Origin of the sequence: Vibrio sp. 10N.247.310.98, assembly GCF_041467395.1 — a bacterium.
GTDB lineage: Bacteria > Pseudomonadota > Gammaproteobacteria > Enterobacterales > Vibrionaceae > Vibrio > Vibrio crassostreae_C.
In genome coordinates this window covers 39,940-58,517 of record NZ_JBFSUL010000023.1, presented here as the reverse complement: position 1 = coordinate 58,517, position 18,578 = coordinate 39,940, and the positions used below count along the sequence as shown (strand labels likewise).

General features: G+C 44.2%; 18 protein-coding genes and 1 tRNA gene. 1 reads left to right on the top strand and 18 read right to left on the bottom strand.

From position 1 onward, the window contains the following. Positions 1-91: 91 nt before the first annotated feature. The 5 genes from AB6E78_RS11465 to AB6E78_RS11445 all read right to left on the bottom strand — a co-directional run bounded on the left by AB6E78_RS11465 (position 92) and on the right by AB6E78_RS11445 (position 6,161). Positions 92-1,018: a LysR family transcriptional regulator gene (locus AB6E78_RS11465; RefSeq protein WP_372133563.1), complete on the bottom strand. Its 927-nt coding sequence runs from the start codon at positions 1,016-1,018 to the stop codon at positions 92-94. A gap of 251 nt (positions 1,019-1,269) precedes the next feature. Then, entirely contained in the window at positions 1,270-2,484 is a 1,215-nt protein-coding gene (gltS, locus tag AB6E78_RS11460) for a sodium/glutamate symporter (protein ID WP_017062061.1), read from the bottom strand. A 254-nt stretch (positions 2,485-2,738) separates the two neighbouring features. Continuing rightward, positions 2,739-2,829 (bottom strand) — tRNA-Ser (locus tag AB6E78_RS11455). Positions 2,830-3,009: 180 nt separating this feature from the next. Further along, positions 3,010-3,459: an L-alanine exporter AlaE gene (locus tag AB6E78_RS11450; RefSeq protein WP_017072260.1), complete on the bottom strand. Its 450-nt coding sequence runs from the start codon at positions 3,457-3,459 to the stop codon at positions 3,010-3,012. A gap of 248 nt (positions 3,460-3,707) precedes the next feature. Continuing rightward, entirely contained in the window at positions 3,708-6,161 is a 2,454-nt protein-coding gene (locus tag AB6E78_RS11445) for an ATP-binding protein (RefSeq protein ID WP_372133566.1), read from the bottom strand. Positions 6,162-6,332: 171 nt separating this feature from the next. Here AB6E78_RS11445 and AB6E78_RS11440 point away from each other — a divergent pair, with 171 nt between their 5' ends. Further along, positions 6,333-6,902: a UPF0149 family protein gene (locus tag AB6E78_RS11440; RefSeq protein WP_136978944.1), complete on the top strand. Its 570-nt coding sequence runs from the start codon at positions 6,333-6,335 to the stop codon at positions 6,900-6,902. 75 nt (positions 6,903-6,977) lie between these two features. On the opposite strand, the gene AB6E78_RS11435 is transcribed toward AB6E78_RS11440, so the two are convergent. The 13 genes from AB6E78_RS11435 to cydA all read right to left on the bottom strand — a co-directional run bounded on the left by AB6E78_RS11435 (position 6,978) and on the right by cydA (position 18,272). Further along, positions 6,978-8,009, bottom strand: coding sequence for a potassium channel family protein (locus tag AB6E78_RS11435; RefSeq protein WP_017063519.1), 1,032 nt, complete (start codon positions 8,007-8,009; stop codon positions 6,978-6,980). 174 nt (positions 8,010-8,183) lie between these two features. After that, complete coding sequence (nadA, locus tag AB6E78_RS11430; protein ID WP_017062067.1) at positions 8,184-9,245, bottom strand: quinolinate synthase NadA; 1,062 nt, start codon at positions 9,243-9,245, stop codon at positions 8,184-8,186. A gap of 209 nt (positions 9,246-9,454) precedes the next feature. Continuing rightward, positions 9,455-10,237 carry a tol-pal system protein YbgF gene (gene ybgF / locus AB6E78_RS11425; protein ID WP_372133568.1) on the bottom strand — a complete coding sequence of 261 codons (783 nt, stop codon included), beginning with the start codon at positions 10,235-10,237 and terminating at the stop codon, positions 9,455-9,457. 33 nt (positions 10,238-10,270) lie between these two features. Next, a complete protein-coding gene (gene pal, locus AB6E78_RS11420; RefSeq protein ID WP_017062069.1) occupies positions 10,271-10,813 on the bottom strand; it encodes a peptidoglycan-associated lipoprotein Pal in 543 nt (180 codons plus the stop codon). A 113-nt stretch (positions 10,814-10,926) separates the two neighbouring features. Then, positions 10,927-12,279: a Tol-Pal system beta propeller repeat protein TolB gene (tolB, locus tag AB6E78_RS11415; protein ID WP_017062070.1), complete on the bottom strand. Its 1,353-nt coding sequence runs from the start codon at positions 12,277-12,279 to the stop codon at positions 10,927-10,929. Between the two features lie 12 nt (positions 12,280-12,291). Further along, positions 12,292-13,359 (bottom strand): cell envelope integrity protein TolA, encoded by a 1,068-nt coding sequence (gene tolA / locus AB6E78_RS11410; protein ID WP_017062071.1) that lies wholly within the window; start codon positions 13,357-13,359, stop codon positions 12,292-12,294. Positions 13,360-13,372: 13 nt separating this feature from the next. Next, entirely contained in the window at positions 13,373-13,816 is a 444-nt protein-coding gene (gene tolR, locus AB6E78_RS11405; protein ID WP_017062072.1) for a protein TolR, read from the bottom strand. A gap of 3 nt (positions 13,817-13,819) precedes the next feature. Then, entirely contained in the window at positions 13,820-14,503 is a 684-nt protein-coding gene (gene tolQ / locus AB6E78_RS11400) for a protein TolQ (RefSeq protein WP_017062073.1), read from the bottom strand. Beyond that, positions 14,493-14,930 carry a tol-pal system-associated acyl-CoA thioesterase gene (gene ybgC, locus AB6E78_RS11395; protein ID WP_017062074.1) on the bottom strand — a complete coding sequence of 146 codons (438 nt, stop codon included), beginning with the start codon at positions 14,928-14,930 and terminating at the stop codon, positions 14,493-14,495. Before ybgC ends, tolQ begins: the two co-directional genes overlap by 11 nt. A 171-nt stretch (positions 14,931-15,101) precedes the next feature. Beyond that, positions 15,102-15,404 carry a cyd operon protein YbgE gene (gene ybgE / locus AB6E78_RS11390; RefSeq protein WP_017062075.1) on the bottom strand — a complete coding sequence of 101 codons (303 nt, stop codon included), beginning with the start codon at positions 15,402-15,404 and terminating at the stop codon, positions 15,102-15,104. Beyond that, a complete protein-coding gene (gene cydX / locus AB6E78_RS11385) occupies positions 15,397-15,504 on the bottom strand; it encodes a cytochrome bd-I oxidase subunit CydX (protein ID WP_000270284.1) in 108 nt (35 codons plus the stop codon). Before cydX ends, ybgE begins: the two co-directional genes overlap by 8 nt. A gap of 31 nt (positions 15,505-15,535) precedes the next feature. Then, positions 15,536-16,672, bottom strand: a complete 1,137-nt coding sequence (gene cydB / locus AB6E78_RS11380; protein ID WP_017067531.1) for a cytochrome d ubiquinol oxidase subunit II — start codon at positions 16,670-16,672, stop codon at positions 15,536-15,538. A 13-nt stretch (positions 16,673-16,685) separates the two neighbouring features. Further along, the gene (gene cydA / locus AB6E78_RS11375; RefSeq protein ID WP_017062077.1) at positions 16,686-18,272 is read right to left on the bottom strand and encodes a cytochrome ubiquinol oxidase subunit I; all 1,587 of its coding nucleotides are present in this window, start codon (positions 18,270-18,272) and stop codon (positions 16,686-16,688) included. Positions 18,273-18,578: the final 306 nt, after the last annotated feature.

The window sequence follows — 18,578 nt, the reverse complement described above, 5'->3', positions numbered from 1 at the left end:
TTCGACTCGAAAACAAATCCAGCAGTTTGGAAGTGTGATATTGGCGGTATTTGAAAGCTTAGGTAGGAGTCGCTAAGTAAACTGATTAAGCCTAGATATTGTAAGCGTCATGACTCAAGAAAGTGGCGTTCTCGAGTAAGAAATCTAACAAGGTTTCCGCTTGTAGCGTTAGTGCACGGCCTTTCAAAGATTGAACCTTAACCGTCGCCTTCGATAGCATCTCCAACTCGGTCGCAACCACTTCTATCTGCCCTGACTTTATCTCATCGATCACAGTGAGCTTAGGCATAAAGGTGACGCCCAACCCTGCTGAAACGAAGTTAGTCAGTGCCGTGACTGAGTTAGTTTGAAGTTTTGGCTGCAAGGTAAGATGGGAAATTTGTTCAGCCTGCTTTACCAGCCTCCCCATACCGGTCGAGTTATCGATCAAGGCGAGAGAAGCGTCTTGAATATCTTGCATTATCACTGGTGCATCTTTCATCGTAAGGAAGTGCCCCTTCGGAGCAATCAATTCGAGCGGATGACTACGCTCGACGTGTGAATGCAGTTTAGGATGAGGTGCAGACGCATAGGTTATCGCAAAGTCTATCTGTTGATCTTCCAACATCTTGACTGCATCCAATGCCCCTGCGATCTCAATAGAAAGATTGATATCAGGGTATCGAGCCATGAAGGTTTGCATCGGTTTAGAGACCAAGTTAGTAATAAATCCTTCTCCAATCGCGATGCTAACATTACCGCCCTTGAGGTTTTTAAGCTTGGTTAGTCGAGCAAGCACTGCCGCCTCTCCACGAACAATGGAGCGATAGTAGTTCAACAGTTCGTTCCCCGCCTCAGTCAGCAGAGATTGGCGGTTGTTGCGCTCCCATACTTTCATTTCCGCTTGCGCTTCTAACTGTGTCAGCATTCGACTCATCGCGGCAGGGTCAACGTTCATCATCTTAGATGCCTTACGTAACGACCTGTATTTTGATAACGCGTTTAAGTACTCGAGAGCACGGATATTAAAGTGGTGCATTCAACTTCCTTGTAATTCAACTGACACTTAATCAAGCGTCTCACAAATTTGCTGCGAACATATATCCCAATTTATCAAGATCGTCATTGCTCTTACTAACTTGTGCACCGAGTCACTTCAAGACATCACATCAAAGGCTGATATACGTGTTTTAGCTTGCTGTCGATAAAACAAAGGCGACAACTTTCGTCATCGCCTTTGTGGTCATTATCCCGATGTAAACCTCAAGCAGTCAATAACCGGTCACTTCACTACAGACCAACAAAGAAACTGATCACCAATGCGTTGATCAAATCAACAAAGAAACCACATACTAATGGCACCACAATGAATGCTTGTGGGCTTGCGCCATATCGATGAGTTACTGCGGTCATGTTCACAATTGCTGTTGCGGTCGAGCCTAGAGTGATACCACCGAAGCCTGAACATATCACCACAGAATCGTAGTTTCTTCCCATCAAGTAATAAACGACAAACACAGTAAACAACAGGGAAAGCAAGATCTGGATACTCATGACAACAGAGATATAGCCAAACAGTCCATCGAGATCCCAGATACGCAACCCCATCAATGCCATGGTCAAGAACATGCCTAAACAAATATCAGAGATCATCGCTAAGCCTTTGCGGCCTTGAGCGATTTTCTCTTGTGTACGACGTTTCTTAAACAGTGCGCGACCAACGTTTCCGATTAGGATACCTGCGATCAAACAGCTAACGAATAACGGCAGTTTTAGGCCCATCGAGTCGATAACTTCACTCAAGCTGTAACCCAGCATTAGTGTTAAGTTAAGAATCAACCACGCCCACAGAACGCCGTAGTGGCTAAGCTCTGTTTTTGTTTCACTCTCTTGGAATGCACCAACCGTAACCTCTTCTTCATTAGAAGGGCTTACTTTGTGTTTATTGAGCAGGTAGTTCGCAATCGGACCACCAATCACACACGCTGCAATTAAACCAACCGTGTTTGAAGCGACACCAAGTTCGAGCGCGTTAGCAATACCAAACTCTTCCACAAACATTGGCGCCCAAGCTAACGTTGTGCCTACGCCGCCTATCAAGCTAACAGACCCAGATAGCAAGCCTGCTTTCGCATCCATTCCAAAGCCAGAAGCGACTGCCATTCCGACTACGTTTTGCAACACGATAAAAATGGCAGCAAGACACAGTAGGATGAACAACGGTCGCCCGCCTTTAATCAGTGTTTTAATATCCGCTTGGAGCCCGATGCCAGCAAAAAAGTAGAGAAGCAAAAAGTCTCTGACATCTAGGCTAAAAGTGATTTGGATTTCAAAAATATAGTAAAGCGCCGCTACGGTCGCTGCGCAGACAAAGCCACCAATCACAGGCTCTGGCAGTGAATACTTTCTTAATACTTCAGATCGCTCGATCAAACCTTTACCGATAAACAGTAATGAAATCGCGATCGTAAAAGAGAGCATTGGAGAAACTAGGGTTTCTGTCATGAGGTTATGGATTCCTAATAGTTAGATTATTCATAATATTGCGTACTATTAATAATCTAGGTTCACGCCAAAAAATCAAGCGATTATCGATGATAAAAACATCTAATATGGTTAATTCTGCGACGGTATTAATAGAGATTATAACTATAAAGCAATGATTAAAGGAACGGATATTAGGGAGGTATACAGATGAGGTGGGATATAGAGGCTCTAAAACGAGAAAACCCCAGCATTTCTGCTAGGGTTTTGAATAGTGGTGGAAGGATGGGGATTTGAACCCCAGATACGCTATAAACGTATACTCGCTTTCCAGGCGAGCGCCTTAAGCCACTCAGCCATCCTTCCACAAATTGTGTGTTGAGCATGTCACTCAACGAGGCGCTACTTTATTGATTCTGCTTGCTTTGGTCAAGGGGCATTCTCAAAAAAAGTGCCTTTTTCGGTTTGTTCGATTACAAATTAACTCATTAGATCAAAAACAAACCAAATTTCATTCTTTCGCTGCACTTACGCTTGTTGCTTTTCTTAAGCTTGTTGATAGTAGCCAGGAACTCGAAACCATTTACGACACATATCGAGGAAGTAGCCGTAAAGTACGCCCATACCGCACGAGATAACTGCATTACTGGTGACAGCCGTAACGATCTGGTCGCCTGAAGCACCCACTGCCAACAAAATACCCGCATACACTGGAGACTGGAATAACACGTATGCCATCAAATCAGACAAGTTTTTCATCAATGAGCTTTCTGAAAGTTTTGCACCATTGCGTAAGAACCAATCACGAAAAACGCCATAAGGCCAAGCGATAGCAATGTTTATAGGAATAGATAACGTTCGAGAAGCAAGAGATTGCTCAAACGTCATACCAGAAATAAACACTTCTACGATCATGCCAGAAATAAAACAGAAAACGACCATAGCAAATGTATCCGCAGCTGCGTTTCGAATACAAAATGGACCACGAGACTTCATTGACGACAAACCTAAAATATATCACTGCTTAATTAGTGATTTAGTAACATATAAACAAGGCACATTTGCACCTCACCAGATAATGTCGCTATTAAATCACAAGATTAGTAGTCATACACTCCAAATTAAAAATCAAGTTGTAAATTAACAACCAAAAACCACTTTAAAAGCAGTCACTTTCACCAAAAAATCCAACCAAGGTCAAATATTGGACAGTTCGTCATTTACTTACCGTAATTAAACAACATTTAAGCCATAGGTAGATTTACAGTAATGATATTAATGACATCTTGTGTAGGTGGTGATCCTAAAGCAACCTGCTCTAACGCTTTATCGACTTGTTCAGTAAGTTCCGCGTTGTTCATAGCTTCAACGTGGACACGTAGGCTCTCTAGTGCAAATTGAATCAGTTCTAGGTTGTTGTCTTCTAGCGCCACATACAACGTCACTAACAGCTCTTCAGTGTTATCTTTCTTGCGAAGATCAGGTTTAGGCAGTGACTCGCTTTTACTTTTCGAATCGTGTGGTTTTACGTCTTGGCTTTCGAGCTCATCCGCTTTTACTTCATGGTATTGATAAAGCTTATTTGAATAGCGGAACAAGGCATCATCCAGTTCACGCTCGTCAATCGGCTTAGCAATAATATAATCCACACCTGCCCCCAACATACGCTCACGAGTCTCTTTAAAGACATCAGCCGTACAACCAAACACCAATACCGATGACACATCGCCTATCAAAGCACGAATAGCAGTGGTTGATTCAACGCCATCCATCACAGGCATATGGTTATCCATGAGCACCAAATCAAAGCGCTCAGCAACCACGGCTTGTATCGCAAGTTCACCGTTTTCGACGCTCTTACAGGTAAAGCCTTTACTGCTCATGAAGGCTTCAATGATCACCGTATTCGTTCGGTTGTCCTCGACGATCAGTACCTTTAAGCCAGAGTAGTCCAACTTCTTATGTGGCAAACTCTCGATTTCTCCTGGCTGACATGGCTGAATCTTCAAGCGAACATCAAAACTCGTGCCTATCCCTTCTTCACTGGTGACGGTAATACTGCCATCCATCAACTGGGCAATTTTCTTCACAATCGCGAGGCCAAGGCCAGTACCGCCAAAACGCCTTGTGGTCGAAGACTCCGCTTGTTCAAACGGTTTAAAAATACGCTTCTGAGCTTCTTTAGAAATACCAATTCCGGTATCACGAACTCGAATGCTCAGATAGGTGTCACTCCCCTCTACAACTTCTTTCAGGTACACCTCAACAAAGCCTCTGGAGGTGAACTTCACCGCGTTGTTCAATAGATTAAACAAAATTTGGCGAAGGCGAGCTTTATCTGAGAAGTACCAACGACCCGAAGTCACCTCAGAGTACACTTTGAATTGAAGCCCTTTCTCGGAAGACAATGTGTAGTAAACACTGTTAATACTGCCGATGATCGAATCAAGCGGGAAACGCGTTTCATCAAGATCCAACCTGCCCTGCTCGATCTTCGAGAAGTCTAAGATCTCGTTGAGTAGAGTCATCATATGATCGCCGGACTCATACAAGCTCTTAAGATGCTTCTCTTGTTCAGAATTTAGAGGCGTTTTTAATAGGATTTGAGCGGTACCCAATACCCCATTCATCGGAGTGCGAATTTCATGTGACAAGGTCGCAAGGAAAGCGGTTTTTGCATTGGTGGATGCCTGAGCTTTAACCTTTTCCGCTTCGAGATAAATGGTCTTTTCGTTGAAGGTTTTAATCAAATGGCCGATTTCGTCATCACTCGGGTAATCCACATCAATGATTTCGCCGGCTTTCGAGCTATCAACCTGTGCTGCAATCCTTGTGATTGGACTAATCAAATAACGGTTCAATAAGTAATACCCCGCCATGACACAAAGTAGCAATAGCGGAACAATACCGCCTTCAATGCTCATCACCTGACGAAACACTTCGTCTTCTACTCGTGATTTGGAGTTCACCACATCCACTTGCCAGCCGAAATCACCAAATTGATTGCTACTGATGTAAATGCCTTCAACGAGATTAAAGTTATGCGAAACCAACACTTGGTTAAGCTTATCTCTGAGCGTAATGCCAAGGTTGTATTCTTCGGCGTGGTTCTTGATAAAACCAAGCAGCTCTTCGAGCGAGAGATCCACCGTGGCAACACCGGCAAAAGTACCGTCGTAATAATAAGGGGAAGACGCCGTAATCATTCGAACGTGTGTGTATGGGTCGATATACACATCGCTCCAAGAGATCGTTCCTTGTTTTTTGTTGACGACAGAGGTGTACCAATACTCTTCTTGATAAGGGGCATTTTTGGGGTTGTTGTAAGAATATATCTGATCGATTCTTCCATCGTCGGCTTTATTAAAAAAGTAACTGTTGAGAAGCTTTTTAGAATCGAGCGCATAAGGTTCAGGCCAAATACCGGCACTGACAATTGTATCGTCGCTCGCCGCCAACATGGACTTAAATAGCGGAATAACATCATCACCATTGCGATGTGCTTGAGCAAACCCAACGAGACTGTCTACAAAGCCTTGAGAGCTGCTGAGTGGCTCTGTAATAAATGCGGATAACAATTGCGTACGCAAGTCGAGATTTTGTTGTAATTTGGCGCGCACAGGGGATTCTACGACGTAATACGTCACACTACCGACAATGGCAATAAACATCGCAAGGTATAATCCAAGCGCTACCATGCTTTTTTTCTTTAAAGACGACCGTATCTGCATAATTCTTTTATTGTTTTCTTTTCTGTTAAACCTAGTGTTTATCATCCATGACATCAAGCCTTTTTAGATTGAAGCTTGATTGGCACAAGTTCATTGGTACTATAAGCGCAAATATGTTCCCTTTTACGGTACCTCACTTTGACTTTACAAGATATTCTTGCGCTTCCAGAGTTGGAAGGAAAGCTAATCACAGAACACAAAACAATGGGCTTTGTCACTGCAATGGCAGCGGCACCGAATGTGTTAACCCCGCATGAGTGGCTACCGTTCTTATGGGGTGGCGAAGAAGTCGCACCTTTTACGGATGGTGAACAGCTAGAAAGCTACATTGAAGTTATCATCGAGCTTTGGAATAAAACCCGCCCAGAACTGATTGAAGGGACTTGGGTTTGGCCTGAAGCTTGTCAATTAGACGACGAAGAAGTGGTGAACACTGCCGCTCGTGATTTTTGTGAAGGCTTGCTTCAAGGCTGGCAGATTGCTCGCGACGATTGGGAAACACTAATGCCTGAAGAGAGCGAAGATAACGCACTCGTTGGCGGTGTCCTGCTGTCACTGAGCATGCTTTACGATCCAGAAACGTCAATTGCTACGCTTGCAGAGCAAGGCATCGAAGGCCTAGAGCAGTTCGAAGAGATCTTTAACGCTGTTCCTGTGATGCTTTGCGGACTAACGCAGCGTGGCATTGCACTGGCTGAAACTCAATAACAGTTAGCTTTATACAAGCCAAAAGGCCTCATTATGAGGCCTTTTTTAGTTTTCAGACGAAATAAAATAGTCGCTTTAGAAGCCTTTCCAATCGAAGTCATCAATTCGCTCATCAGCAATATAAAACAGCTTAGTGCCACTGCTGACCACTTGATCTAACTCTGGGTTGAGTTCAATACCGCTCCCCGTATCAATGGCGATCAGAGTTGCTTGATACTTCTCTTTAAACACTGAGAAAATAGGCGCGACGGTGACAGACTCAGCGTCTTCAGGGAAATACGTTGAATACTGTGTCATGCCTCTTGTTGAGCTCAATAATTCTTGGTGAAGCGCACTGGAACCTGGGTCTACCGCAGCCTTTGCTAGCATCTCAGCACCCACCGCTGGAATACATTCTGAGTTAGGGCAATGCTTGTGTAACAAATCGCTCAGCGCTTCATCTTTAAAGTAAACAAGAAGGTGCGCTTTAGGGTTTCGGTTGGCACAGTAAAGCGCCGCAGATAACGTAATGTCGTCTTCTGGGTTATCAATCAGGATGCAACTTGCAGACTCAATGCCCGTTTTCTCCATCTCTTTGCCATCGGTGTAGCTGTTTACTTTGACGAAATTGATTTCACCGGGTAACGGGTTCTCGATATCTGAACGCGTACATAGCACGATTGGTCGTTTACCCGTTTCTTCGTGTTGTAGCATGCGGATGAGATGAATGGTTCTTTGCTCATTCCACCCCAACATCAAAATGTGGTTGTCCACTCTAACTCTCCTTTTTCCTAGCAAGCCCGCTCGCCAATATTCAACACCTTCTGTCGCCACTTTACCGAGCAACGCGGCAAAAAGGCTCAACCCGCCTGGAATCACAAATAGAATAACGATCCACTGCCCCGCTACCGTGGTCGGTGATAAATCACCATAACCAACCGTAGAAGCCGTCACCACCAAGTAGTAAGCGAATACGGTAACCGAACTGGTTAAATCTGTTTCACCCGCCAAATACAGCATCGACCACGATAAAGCGATGTAGCCAAGAAAAGTGAACAGTAAGTTTTTGCCATTCAAAACAAAGATGTTTGCTTTGATCCAGCGTTTGAGTTGTAACCAGATTATCATTCGAGCCTCTAATCTTTTCCTCTTACTTACATGCTAGAAAAAATACGCGATATCAACAAGATGTATCATCAGAAAAAGATACATGACCACAAGATTGATATTGGCGGCCTATACGCAGATACAAAAAACCAGCACTATTGGCTGGTTTTTTTATTGGTTAGATAAAAGAACGACTTACGCGTTACCTTTTACCTGCACATTTAACTGCTCTGCAAAATCTAGCATGCGGTTCAATGGAATAAGAGACTTCACGCGTAATTCGTCAGAAACGAAGATTTCGTGTTGCTCACCACCATTCTCAAGCGCGTTTTCAATCGCTTCAAGGCCGTTCATTGCCATCCAAGGACAGTGTGCGCAGCTACGACACGTTGCACCAGCACCCGCTGTCGGCGCTTCAATCAGCTCTTTTTCAGGAACCAATTGCTGCATCTTGAAGAAGATGCCTTTGTCTGTCGCAACAATCATCTGTGGATGAGGCAGCTCTTTTGCTTTCTTGATCAGTTGGCTTGTTGAGCCTACAGCATCAGCCAGTTCAACCACGCTTGCTGGTGATTCTGGGTGAACCAAGATAGCCGCTTCTGGGTATACCGATTTCATTTTCTTCAAAGCATCAGCTGAGAACTCATCATGAACGATACACTCACCTTGCCAAAGCAACATGTCAGCGCCAGTTTGATTTGCGATGTAAGAACCTAGGTGACGGTCTGGCCCCCAAATAATGGGTTTGCCTTCAGCGTCTAGGCTTTCAACGATTTCTAAAGCGATGCTCGACGTAACTACCCAGTCTGCACGAGCTTTAACAGCTGCAGAGGTGTTCGCGTATACAACCACAGTGTGGTCAGGGTGAGCATCACAAAATTCTGTAAATTTGTCAGCTGGGCAGCCAAGATCAAGCGAACATTCAGCTTCAAGTGTTGGCATTAAAATGCGTTTTTCAGGAGTAAGAATCTTTGCAGACTCACCCATGAAACGAACACCAGCGATGATCAAAGTGCTTGCTGAGTGACGGTTACCGAACTTAGCCATCTCTAATGAATCGCCAACGAAACCACCAGTTTCTTCTGCCAGAGCCTGAATTTCAGGATCGGTGTAGTAGTGTGCAATTAGAACTGCATCTTTTTCTTGAAGTAGTTTTTTGATGTTTGCGATGTGGGCCTGTTTCTGAGCGTCGCTCAATGGAACTGGCTTAGGCGGAAACGGGTAAACTGTATCGATTTTATCTAGTATATGACTCATTGCTCTTGCTCTACGCAACTTCTTCCGAGAATCCGAGTATTCTACACAGGACAGCGATTGGGATCAAAAAGGATTGGTTGCAAGCGGTGACTAGCTAATGCTTAAAACGCATAAACAAGGCGATGTGTTGTCATCACTAGCAAGAGAAGTAAACACTAAACGGAAGTGAACAGGTATAAAAAAGAGGCGCCTAAGCACCCCTATTTTGGTTATAAGTGGGTTTTGGCCACTTTAGCCGAAGCACTGTTTGGGTGCTCGGTTACGACTTGTTGGTAATATTTCTTAGCTTGCGTCGCGTTGTTGTTGCGCGCTGCTATGTCACCAAGCTTAACCAGTGCATCTGCTCGCTTGTTTGAGTCTTTGTACGACACAACAGCAGCGAAGCTCTTCACGGCTTCTTTATCTTGCTTCTTAGCGAAATAAAGCTGACCTAACCAGTAATGTGAGTTAGGTGTGAAGGTAGAATCTGGGAAGTCTTTTTGAAACTTTTGGAATGCAGCGATAGCACCCGTGTAGTCTCGTTGCTTTAGAATCATATCTACAGCATTTTGATAAGCAGTTTGCTCATCCACATCAGTACTGAACGTACCAGAAGCGTCTTTAGAGCCTTCGCTCGCCGCCACTGCTACCGTTGCTATTCCTGCTGCTTTCACCTCGCCTCTTACGCGATCCAGTTCAATGAACAGTTCACGCTGACGCTCTAGCATTTGCTTCATATCGTAGCTGTTTCGTTCCAGCTCACCACGAAGTTCACTGATCTCCAGTGCCATGTCGTCGATTTGCTGTTGCATTTGAAGCTGAACGAGATTGCGATTTTGAAGCAGGCGCTCTAAACGCTCAATATCTGATTCGTTAGATGCTGATCGAGAGGAAGATGATGAATGGGTTGCGGTGCTATTGAGATCGGATACTGGAGCTGGTGCAGCGAACGCGGTGTTCGCTGCACTTGCCAGTAACGAAAGCAAAATGACTCGCTTTGTGTTACTGAACATGAGGCAATTCCTCAATTATATAGTCTACTAAAATTAGTAAACTAGTACTGCGCGACGGTTTTTAGCGTACACATCTTCAGATTGACCTAGAAGAAGTGGCTTCTCTTCACCGTAGCTTACGATAGAGATTTGGTCAGCTTGAACACCTAGAGCTTGTAGGTATTTCGCTACAGCTTGTGCACGACGCTCGCCAAGTGCGATGTTGTACTCAGGAGTACCGCGCTCATCAGCGTGACCTTCGATAGTAACGTTCATGTCAACGTTCTTAACTAGGTATGCTGCGTGAGCTGCTAGCATTTCTTCGTAATCGCCAGCGATAGTAGAGTTATCGAATGCGAAGTAGATTGTTTGAGTTTCACGTAGCGCTTGCTCTTTAAGCTCTTGCTCAGACAGTTGACCGTTAGCGTCAATTGGCGTTACAACAGTTGTGTCTACATTGCCTTCTGAACCTGAAGTTGTTTGGTTGCTTTCAGTACCAGATGTTGCAGATGTTGCTTCATCAGTTGAGCTACATGCCGTTACTGCCATCACTGGTAGTGCAATCATCAAGCCTTTAAGAACTTTGTTAAGTTGCATCTTTTTTTCCTTACGTTATCAAACTTAGTTTCTACAGCGACTAAGAGTGCTATAGATAGTTAAATGCCACAATAGTTAACACTATCAATAGCTAAAAGAATATGTAATTTTCCCTAGAGGAACGGTGACCATGCAGGCGCTCTTACGCGTCCGTTAGTTGCCGGTAATCTAGCTTTAAAACGTCCATCGATAGAAACCATCGATAGTACATTTGTTTTGTTGTAAATAGAGCTATAGATAACCATACCTCCATTCGGTGCAATACTTGGAGACTCATCTAACAATGTTTTTGTTAGTACCTGAACCGCACCGGTTTCCAAATCTTGCTTAGCCAAGTTAAAACCTGAGTTGCTGCGATTCACCATGATCATGAATCGACCATCAGGAGTGATCTGGCCACCTAAGTTTTGGCTACCTTGCCAAGTAATACGAGAAGTCGAATTATTGGACAAATTTACATTATAAATCTGTGGTTTACCACCACGATCCGATGTGAAAATAAGAGACTTGCCATCTGGGTGCCAGAATGGTTCAGTATTATTCGAACGGCCGCGGGTAATTTGAGTCAGCTTACGGCTAGCAAGGTCAAGTGTGTACACCTGAAGGCTGCCCGTTTTCGACAATACCAATGCCAATGTTTTACCATCTGGCGAGAATCTTGGCGCACCATTGTGACGAGGGTATGACGTCACTTTCTCACGTTCACCCGTGTAAATATTCATGATGAATATTTCAGCTTGGCCATTCTGGAAGCTCACATAAGCTAGCTTTTTGCCGTCTGGTGACCATGCTGGAGACATGAGAGGCTGCTTAGAACGAAGTACTAAACGCTCGTTAAAGCCATCGTAGTCAGCAACACGAAGTTGATACGGGTACTTGTCTTTATCGTTCACTACCACGTAAGAGATACGAGTTAAGAACGCGCCTTTCTCACCAGTTAGCTCTTCATACACTAGGTCTGAGATACGGTGTGCGTACTCTCTCAAGCGATTACCAGGAACCGTAGCCTTCTTATTGAATAGAACGTGATCTTTAGAAAGCACTAATTGGCCTTCATCACTCAGCGCACGACTTTGTCCTTTGGTCAGTTGACCACGAACAATGTCGATCAATTGGTAATTCACCACATACTGCCCTTCGGCATTTTTAGTGATACTACCGGTAAGCAATGAGTCAACACCTAGGTTAGTCCAAGCATCAAAGTTAACCTCAGTTTCGCTGTAAGGCGTTTGAGGCATTTTGCTTGTCGCAACTGGGCTGAATTTACCACTGCGCTGTAAGTCAGAAGCGATAACCGCTGATACATCGTGTGGCAATGGCTCTGAGCCTTCCCAACGGAAAGGTACAATAGCGATAGGTCTTGCAGAGTTAATACCGTCTGTAATAACCAGCTCCAGCGCTGCATGTGCAAACTGGCTGCTTGTAGCTATTAAGAAAACAAAACTCAGTAATAGTTTCTTTAACACAAGTTCGTCCTTTTACTCTGGTGATACAGTTAAGTTAATGTCTTTCAGTGAGTTCACAATGTCTGGGTCTTTAGGCAACGGGTAAGATTGTACTTGTGCCACCGCACGCTTGGTTGCTGCACATAAACGGCTATCGCCATCTAAGATACTCAAACTACCCAATATCGCGTTAGAGCCCGTTGGAATCAGCTTAAGGTTCACTCGACATGAGCGTCCTCGATAGCTGTCTTCTAACAACAGGTTCTGTTGAATCAGTTGGGTATAGATAGCCCCGTAACGTTGCGCTTCATCAGTGATAAATTGTTGTCTTGCTGAAGAGTTTTGAGTCGCTTCCGTTTCAAGCCCAGCAAAGATATCGTTCAATGCGGCTTCTTGTTGTTTACGCTCTTTTTCTGCTTTTGCTGCAGCTTCTTTTGCCTTACGGGCTTTCTCTGCTGCGGCTGCCGCTTCTTTCTCTTTCGCTATGCGTTGCTTTTCCGCGAGTTCAGCGGCTTCTTTCTCTTTACGAGCTTTGTCTGCTGCCTCTTTCGCTGCTTTTTCTTTTGCCACGCGTTCTTGTTCAGCTTTTGCGATTGCCGCTTCTTTGGCTTTACGCTCGTTCTCGGCTTTCACTAACGCAGCTTCTTTTAGCTTACGGTCAGCTTCGGCTTTAGCGGCTTTCTTTTGCTCTTGCTGTAAACGCGCTTCTTCAGCTTTGCGTTGTTTCTCTTTCTCAACTCGACGCTTTTCAGCTTCACGAGTTGCTTTAGCTTCTTTCGCTTGCTGTTCTTTTAGCTTGCGAATATTTTCTTCTTCAGCTTTACGATTCTTTTCAAGTCGTTCGCTTTCACGTCTTAGTTTGTCAAGACGCTCTTGCTCTTTCTTGCTTGCCGCTTCTCTTTGTTGACGAATCTGTTGAGCTTGCTGGCGAACCAACTGAGGATCAATCACCACTGCTTGAACCATCTGCCCTGTAGGCTTTGGCTCTGACATCGTGAAATCCGCCCCCCAAATGAGCGCAACGAATAAAATGACGTGCAGCCCAAGAGAAATAAGAAGCGGTGATCTGAAATTATTGGATTTTTTATTATTCGCTTTCATGAATGCTACGGAGCTATTCCCTTATATCCGTTAAAAGGCCAACCTTTGGCACACCTGCACGGCTTAATTCATCAAGTAATAAAACCACTTCAGCGTATGGCGTTGCGGCATCACCACCAACCGCCACTGGAGAGTTTGGCTTCAGAGACAACTCGGCTTTCACACGGACGATAATATCTTCCATTGATAAGCCACGCTGTACTTCTTCGTCATTAACGCTCAAGCCAAGTTCACCGTCTTTGTTCACTTCAACGATGATGAAACTTGCATTGTCGTCACCCAGTAGGTCTTGTGCCGATTTAGCCGTTGAAGCCTGAGGCAATTCAACGTCAACGCCTTGAGTAACAAACGGCGAAGTCACCATAAAAATGATCAGCAAAACAAGCATAACGTCGATGTAAGGTACAACGTTAATCTCTGCTGTCATTTTGCGTTTTTTAGGTTGGTATCCAGCCATCTATTATTCCCTGCCAGCCATCGCTTGACGGTGAAGAATACTGTGAAACTCTTCAGAGAAAGTCGCGTAGTTGTGTTCTAGCTTGCCTACTCGGCTGCTGAAGCGGTTGTACGCCATTACCGCTGGAATCGCAGCGAATAGACCCATTGCTGTTGCGATCAGTGCTTCTGCAATACCAGGAGCAACCATTGCGAGCGTCGCTTGCTTCACTTCACCTAATGCGATGAATGAGTGCATGATGCCCCAAACCGTACCAAATAGGCCGATGTATGGGCTGATAGAGCCAACGGTCGCCAAGAAAGGTAAGTTAGTTTCTAGTTCATCAACCTCACGAGCAACGGCAACGCGCATCGCACGGCCAGTGCCTTCCATAATGAAGTCAGGTGATGTTGCATTCGATTTACGAAGGCGAGCGAACTCAGTAAAGCCTGCGTAGAAAATTTCTTCAGTACCAGAAAGCTCGTCTTTGCGTTTGTTGCTCTCTTGGTACAGTTTTGCAAGATCAACGCCTGACCAAAATTTGTCTTCAAACACTTCTGTTTGTTTAGAAGCTTGAGATAACACTTTACTTCTTTTTATGATCATCGCCCAAGAAACAACAGACATGCCCATAAGAGTCAGCATGACCATCTTAACTAGTAAACTAGCTTCTAAAATTAGGCCTAAGATTGAGATTTCAGCAGTCACTATTCGTTAGCTCCGTGAGAATAAATGTTGGCATTGCTTTGGGTTTCATTTTTTGATTATCGATACATGCTACCTTAACCATTGCTTTACACAATGCCTTGCCATCAGGATTTACGATCTCTTGACAGAAGACCAAGGTAGCTCGCTTCAACTCGTAAATATTTGTAATGACTTGTAAAGAATCATCAAGACGCGCGCCTTGAATAAAATCAATGTCCATATGTCGGACTACAAAACCGATGTTTTGTTCTAACAATACTTGCTGAGAAACGCCAATTGAGCGCAACATCTCAGTTCGAGCGCGTTCGAAAAACTTAAGATAGTTTGAATGGTATACAACGCCACCCGCATCGGTGTCTTCGTAATACACAGTCACTGGCCACGTAAATAGCTTAGATAATCCCTGCAATTTGCTACCACAATCCAAAACGATAAAGATCTCACTATAACCTAACTCCTTATCATTAATAGTATATCGCTGTGAATTTTTTGATTTGAGAGACGAAAAAAAGGCCATCTGTATAAGATGACCTCTTTTTGGCTAAAAACCCAACAAGTATAAAGGCTCACGTTGTTATGAACCTAAATCCTTTGCCTTTTATAGAAGGCGCAGCACCGTTAGGTAGAGCAAAATTGTGAGTGAAACATATGGGCTAAACAGTAGCTGCCACATCCAAGCTCTTGGCTTAAATCCGATACCGTAAACCATGCTTGAGCATACTGCCCAAATAAACATTGGTCCGATGATCGCGTTAAAGCCACCGATGCTTGTCGCATACGCTTCAGGATCCCACATCACTAAACCCACATGCATGAAACCCAATACTAGGGCTAAGGCTCTAAGCAGAGTCTTATCCATTGGTTGATGCAGCTTAGCGATTTGCTCTGCGAGATTACTCACTGTCTTTGTCCATCATTTCTGAATGCTCTAGCCATAGAGCATTGATGATGCCGAATGCACATGCTAGAAGTACACCCAAAATCCATGCGAAATACCACATAAAATTTCTCCTAAGTTATTTCACTTCTAGCTTAGTAAGCTGAAACGTCGTTATCTTCGATGTGTTTCTTATCTAGACGACCGAACATTTTGTAGTATGTCCAAGTTGTGTAGCCAAGAATCACAGGAACCATTACCGCCGCAACGACAGTCATAAGACCAAGCGTTAGCTCACTCGCTGTTGAATCCCACATAGTCAAGCTTTGGTTAGGGTTCAGGCTTGATGGCATTACGAATGGGAACATTGCAAAACCAGCCGTTAGAATAACACCAGCGTTCGATAGGCTTGAGAACAAGAATGCGAAACCACCACGCTCAAAGCGAGATGCAATCACAGCAAGCAGTGGCATTGCTACACCAAGGATCGGCGCAGCCCACATTGCTGGATAAGTTTCGAAGTTTGTCATCCAAGCACCCACTTGAAGTGATACTTCTTTGTTTAGTGGGTTTGAGTCAGCAAACGTATCGATAGTGCTCGTAATTACATAGCCTTCGATAGATTGAACCCAGAAACCACCAATAACGAATAGAGCAATAGCAATTAGGCCAGTGATCTGAGCAACGTTACGAGCACGAGCGTGCAGCGCTTCTGTTGTCTTCATTTGAAGCCATGTTGCACCTTGCATCACGAACAACATCAGAGCCAACACACCACAAAGCAATGCAAATGGGTTAAGCAGAGCGAAGAACGTACCATGGTACTTAGACATCATAAATTCGTTCAGTTCAAATGGAACACCTTGTAGTAGGTTACCAAATGCCACACCGAAAATGATTGGTGGTACTGCGCCACTAAAGCAAAGTGCATAGTCCCAAGTTTTGCGCCATTTTGGATCTTCGATCTTAGAGCGGTAGTCAAGTGCAAGTGGACGTAACCAAAGCGCTGCTAACGTCGCGTACATTGCGAAGTAGAAGCCAGAAAACGACGTTGCGTAAACCAGTGGCCATGCAGCAAACAATGCACCACCCGCAGTGATAAGCCAAACTTGGTTACCATCCCAGTGAGGGGCAATCGTGTTTAGCATAATACGACGTTCAGTGTCGCTCTTACCGATAACAGGTGACAGAGCGGCAACACCCATATCAAAGCCATCAGTTACGGCGAAACCAACCAGTAGAACACCGATCAATACCCACCAAATAAGTCGTAAGCTTTCGTAATCAAACATAATATTCCCTCACTTATACTTCAACTGAACGGCTAACTTTGTCTTCAACAGAGTTATCGTTTTGTTCGAAGTGGTAACGGCCTGTCTTCAAGCTACTTGGACCTTTACGTGCGAATTTCAGCATTAGGTAAACTTCAGCAATCAAGAACACTGTGTAAAGTGCCAGGATAGCGAATAGAGAAGTCCAAAGCTGTTCAATAGTCAGTGCTGATGCAGCAACGTTAACCGGTAGGATTTCACCAACCGCCCATGGTTGACGACCAAACTCAGCAACGAACCAACCTGCTTCAATCGCAATCCAAGGAAGTGGGATTGAGAATAGCGCAGCTTTAAGTACCCATGGTTTCTGTTCGATTTTCTGACGACACGTTTGAACAAACGCAGCACCGAATACAAACAGCATGATGAAGCCACAAGCAACCATCAGACGGAATGACCAGAATAGAGGCCAAACTGTTGGGATAGAATCATCCGCAGCCATTTGGATTTGGTCTTCAGTTGCATCAACAACGTCGTCTGTGTAGCGCTTAAGAAGCAAGCCGTAACCTAGGTCACCTTTCACTTCGTCGAACGCAGCCATGTTTTCTTCAGACTTATCGCCTGCACGTAGCTTTTCAAGCAGCTCGTACGCGTACATACCAGTACGGATACGATCAACGTGGTCATCACGTAGGTCACGTAGGCCCGTTACTTCAGTATCAAGCGAACGCGTTGCGATGATACCCATTACGTAAGGAATTTTAATTGCGTAGTCAGTATTCATTGTCTCTTGGTTTGGAATACCAAAAACAGTAAATGCGGCTGGTGCTTCTTCAGTGTGCCATTCCGCTTCTACAGCAGCGAGCTTCACTTTTTGAACTTCACCAAGCTCGTAACCAGATTCATCACCTAGTACGATTACTGACAAGATCGCCGCCATACCGAAAGACGCTGCAATCGCGAAAGAGCGACGAGCAAAGGCAAGGTCACGACCTTTAAGAATGTAGTATGAGCTGATACCAAGGATGAACATTGCACCCGTTGTGTAACCAGAAGCTACTGTGTGTACGAATTTAACTTGTGCTACTGGGTTTAGTACAACTTCAGCGAAGCTCACCATTTCCATACGCATAGTTTCAAAGTTAAATTCCGCACCCACTGGGTTTTGCATCCAGCCGTTTGCTACCAAGATCCAAAGCGCAGAGAAGTTAGAGCCAAGTGCTACTAACCAAGTTACCGCTAAGTGCTGACGCTTTGACAGTCTGTCCCAACCGAAGAAGAATAGGCCAACAAAAGTAGACTCTAGGAAGAATGCAACAAGCGCTTCGATAGCTAGCGGAGCACCAAAAATGTCGCCAACATAGTGAGAATAGTAAGACCAGTTAGTACCAAACTGGAACTCCATGGTTAAGCCTGTCGCTACACCAAGAGCAAAGTTAATACCAAACAATTTACCCCAGAACTTGGTCATGTCCTTGTAAATTTGCTTGCCAGTCATTACATAAACTGACTCCATAATGGCAAGTAGAAATGCCATACCTAAAGTCAGTGGAACAAATAGGAAGTGATACATCGCTGTAAATGCAAACTGCAATCGCGACAGATCAACAACATCAATCATGGTAACTCCTTTGTGTCGGCTGAATGACACTTGTGTGATTATTCACCGCAAAAATCCATGTTAAAACAATTTATGTAATTGTTATTACAAGTTGAAATTTGTAGCAAAAACGTACCGTTATAGTTAGATTATTGTTAAGCATGAGCTAATATAGCTGGCGCTAATATTACTGGTAAAATCAGTATGTTTCAAAAGGTTTATGGGAGAACCCTGCGTTGATTTGTATCAAATTTATTCGAGCAAATTAGAGTTATTTTTGTACAATTATGATTAAAATCACACCAATTATGCTTGTCTTAATAACAG

Bases quoted from the DNA above. Each gene is read 5' to 3' on its own strand.
- AB6E78_RS11465 (WP_372133563.1), bottom strand. From the start codon at position 1,018: ATGCACCACTTTAATATCCGTGCTCTCGAGTACTTAAACGCGTTATCA.
- gltS (WP_017062061.1), bottom strand. From the start codon at position 2,484: ATGACAGAAACCCTAGTTTCTCCAATGCTCTCTTTTACGATCGCGATT.
- AB6E78_RS11450 (WP_017072260.1), bottom strand. From the start codon at position 3,459: ATGAAGTCTCGTGGTCCATTTTGTATTCGAAACGCAGCTGCGGATACA.
- AB6E78_RS11445 (WP_372133566.1), bottom strand. From the start codon at position 6,161: ATGGTAGCGCTTGGATTATACCTTGCGATGTTTATTGCCATTGTCGGT.
- AB6E78_RS11435 (WP_017063519.1), bottom strand. From the start codon at position 8,009: ATGATAATCTGGTTACAACTCAAACGCTGGATCAAAGCAAACATCTTT.
- nadA (WP_017062067.1), bottom strand. From the start codon at position 9,245: ATGAGTCATATACTAGATAAAATCGATACAGTTTACCCGTTTCCGCCT.
- ybgF (WP_372133568.1), bottom strand. From the start codon at position 10,237: ATGTTCAGTAACACAAAGCGAGTCATTTTGCTTTCGTTACTGGCAAGT.
- pal (WP_017062069.1), bottom strand. From the start codon at position 10,813: ATGCAACTTAACAAAGTTCTTAAAGGCTTGATGATTGCACTACCAGTG.
- tolA (WP_017062071.1), bottom strand. From the start codon at position 13,359: ATGAAAGCGAATAATAAAAAATCCAATAATTTCAGATCACCGCTTCTT.
- tolR (WP_017062072.1), bottom strand. From the start codon at position 13,816: ATGGCTGGATACCAACCTAAAAAACGCAAAATGACAGCAGAGATTAAC.
- cydX (WP_000270284.1), bottom strand. From the start codon at position 15,504: ATGTGGTATTTCGCATGGATTTTGGGTGTACTTCTAGCATGTGCATTC.
- cydB (WP_017067531.1), bottom strand. From the start codon at position 16,672: ATGTTTGATTACGAAAGCTTACGACTTATTTGGTGGGTATTGATCGGT.
- cydA (WP_017062077.1), bottom strand. From the start codon at position 18,272: ATGATTGATGTTGTTGATCTGTCGCGATTGCAGTTTGCATTTACAGCG.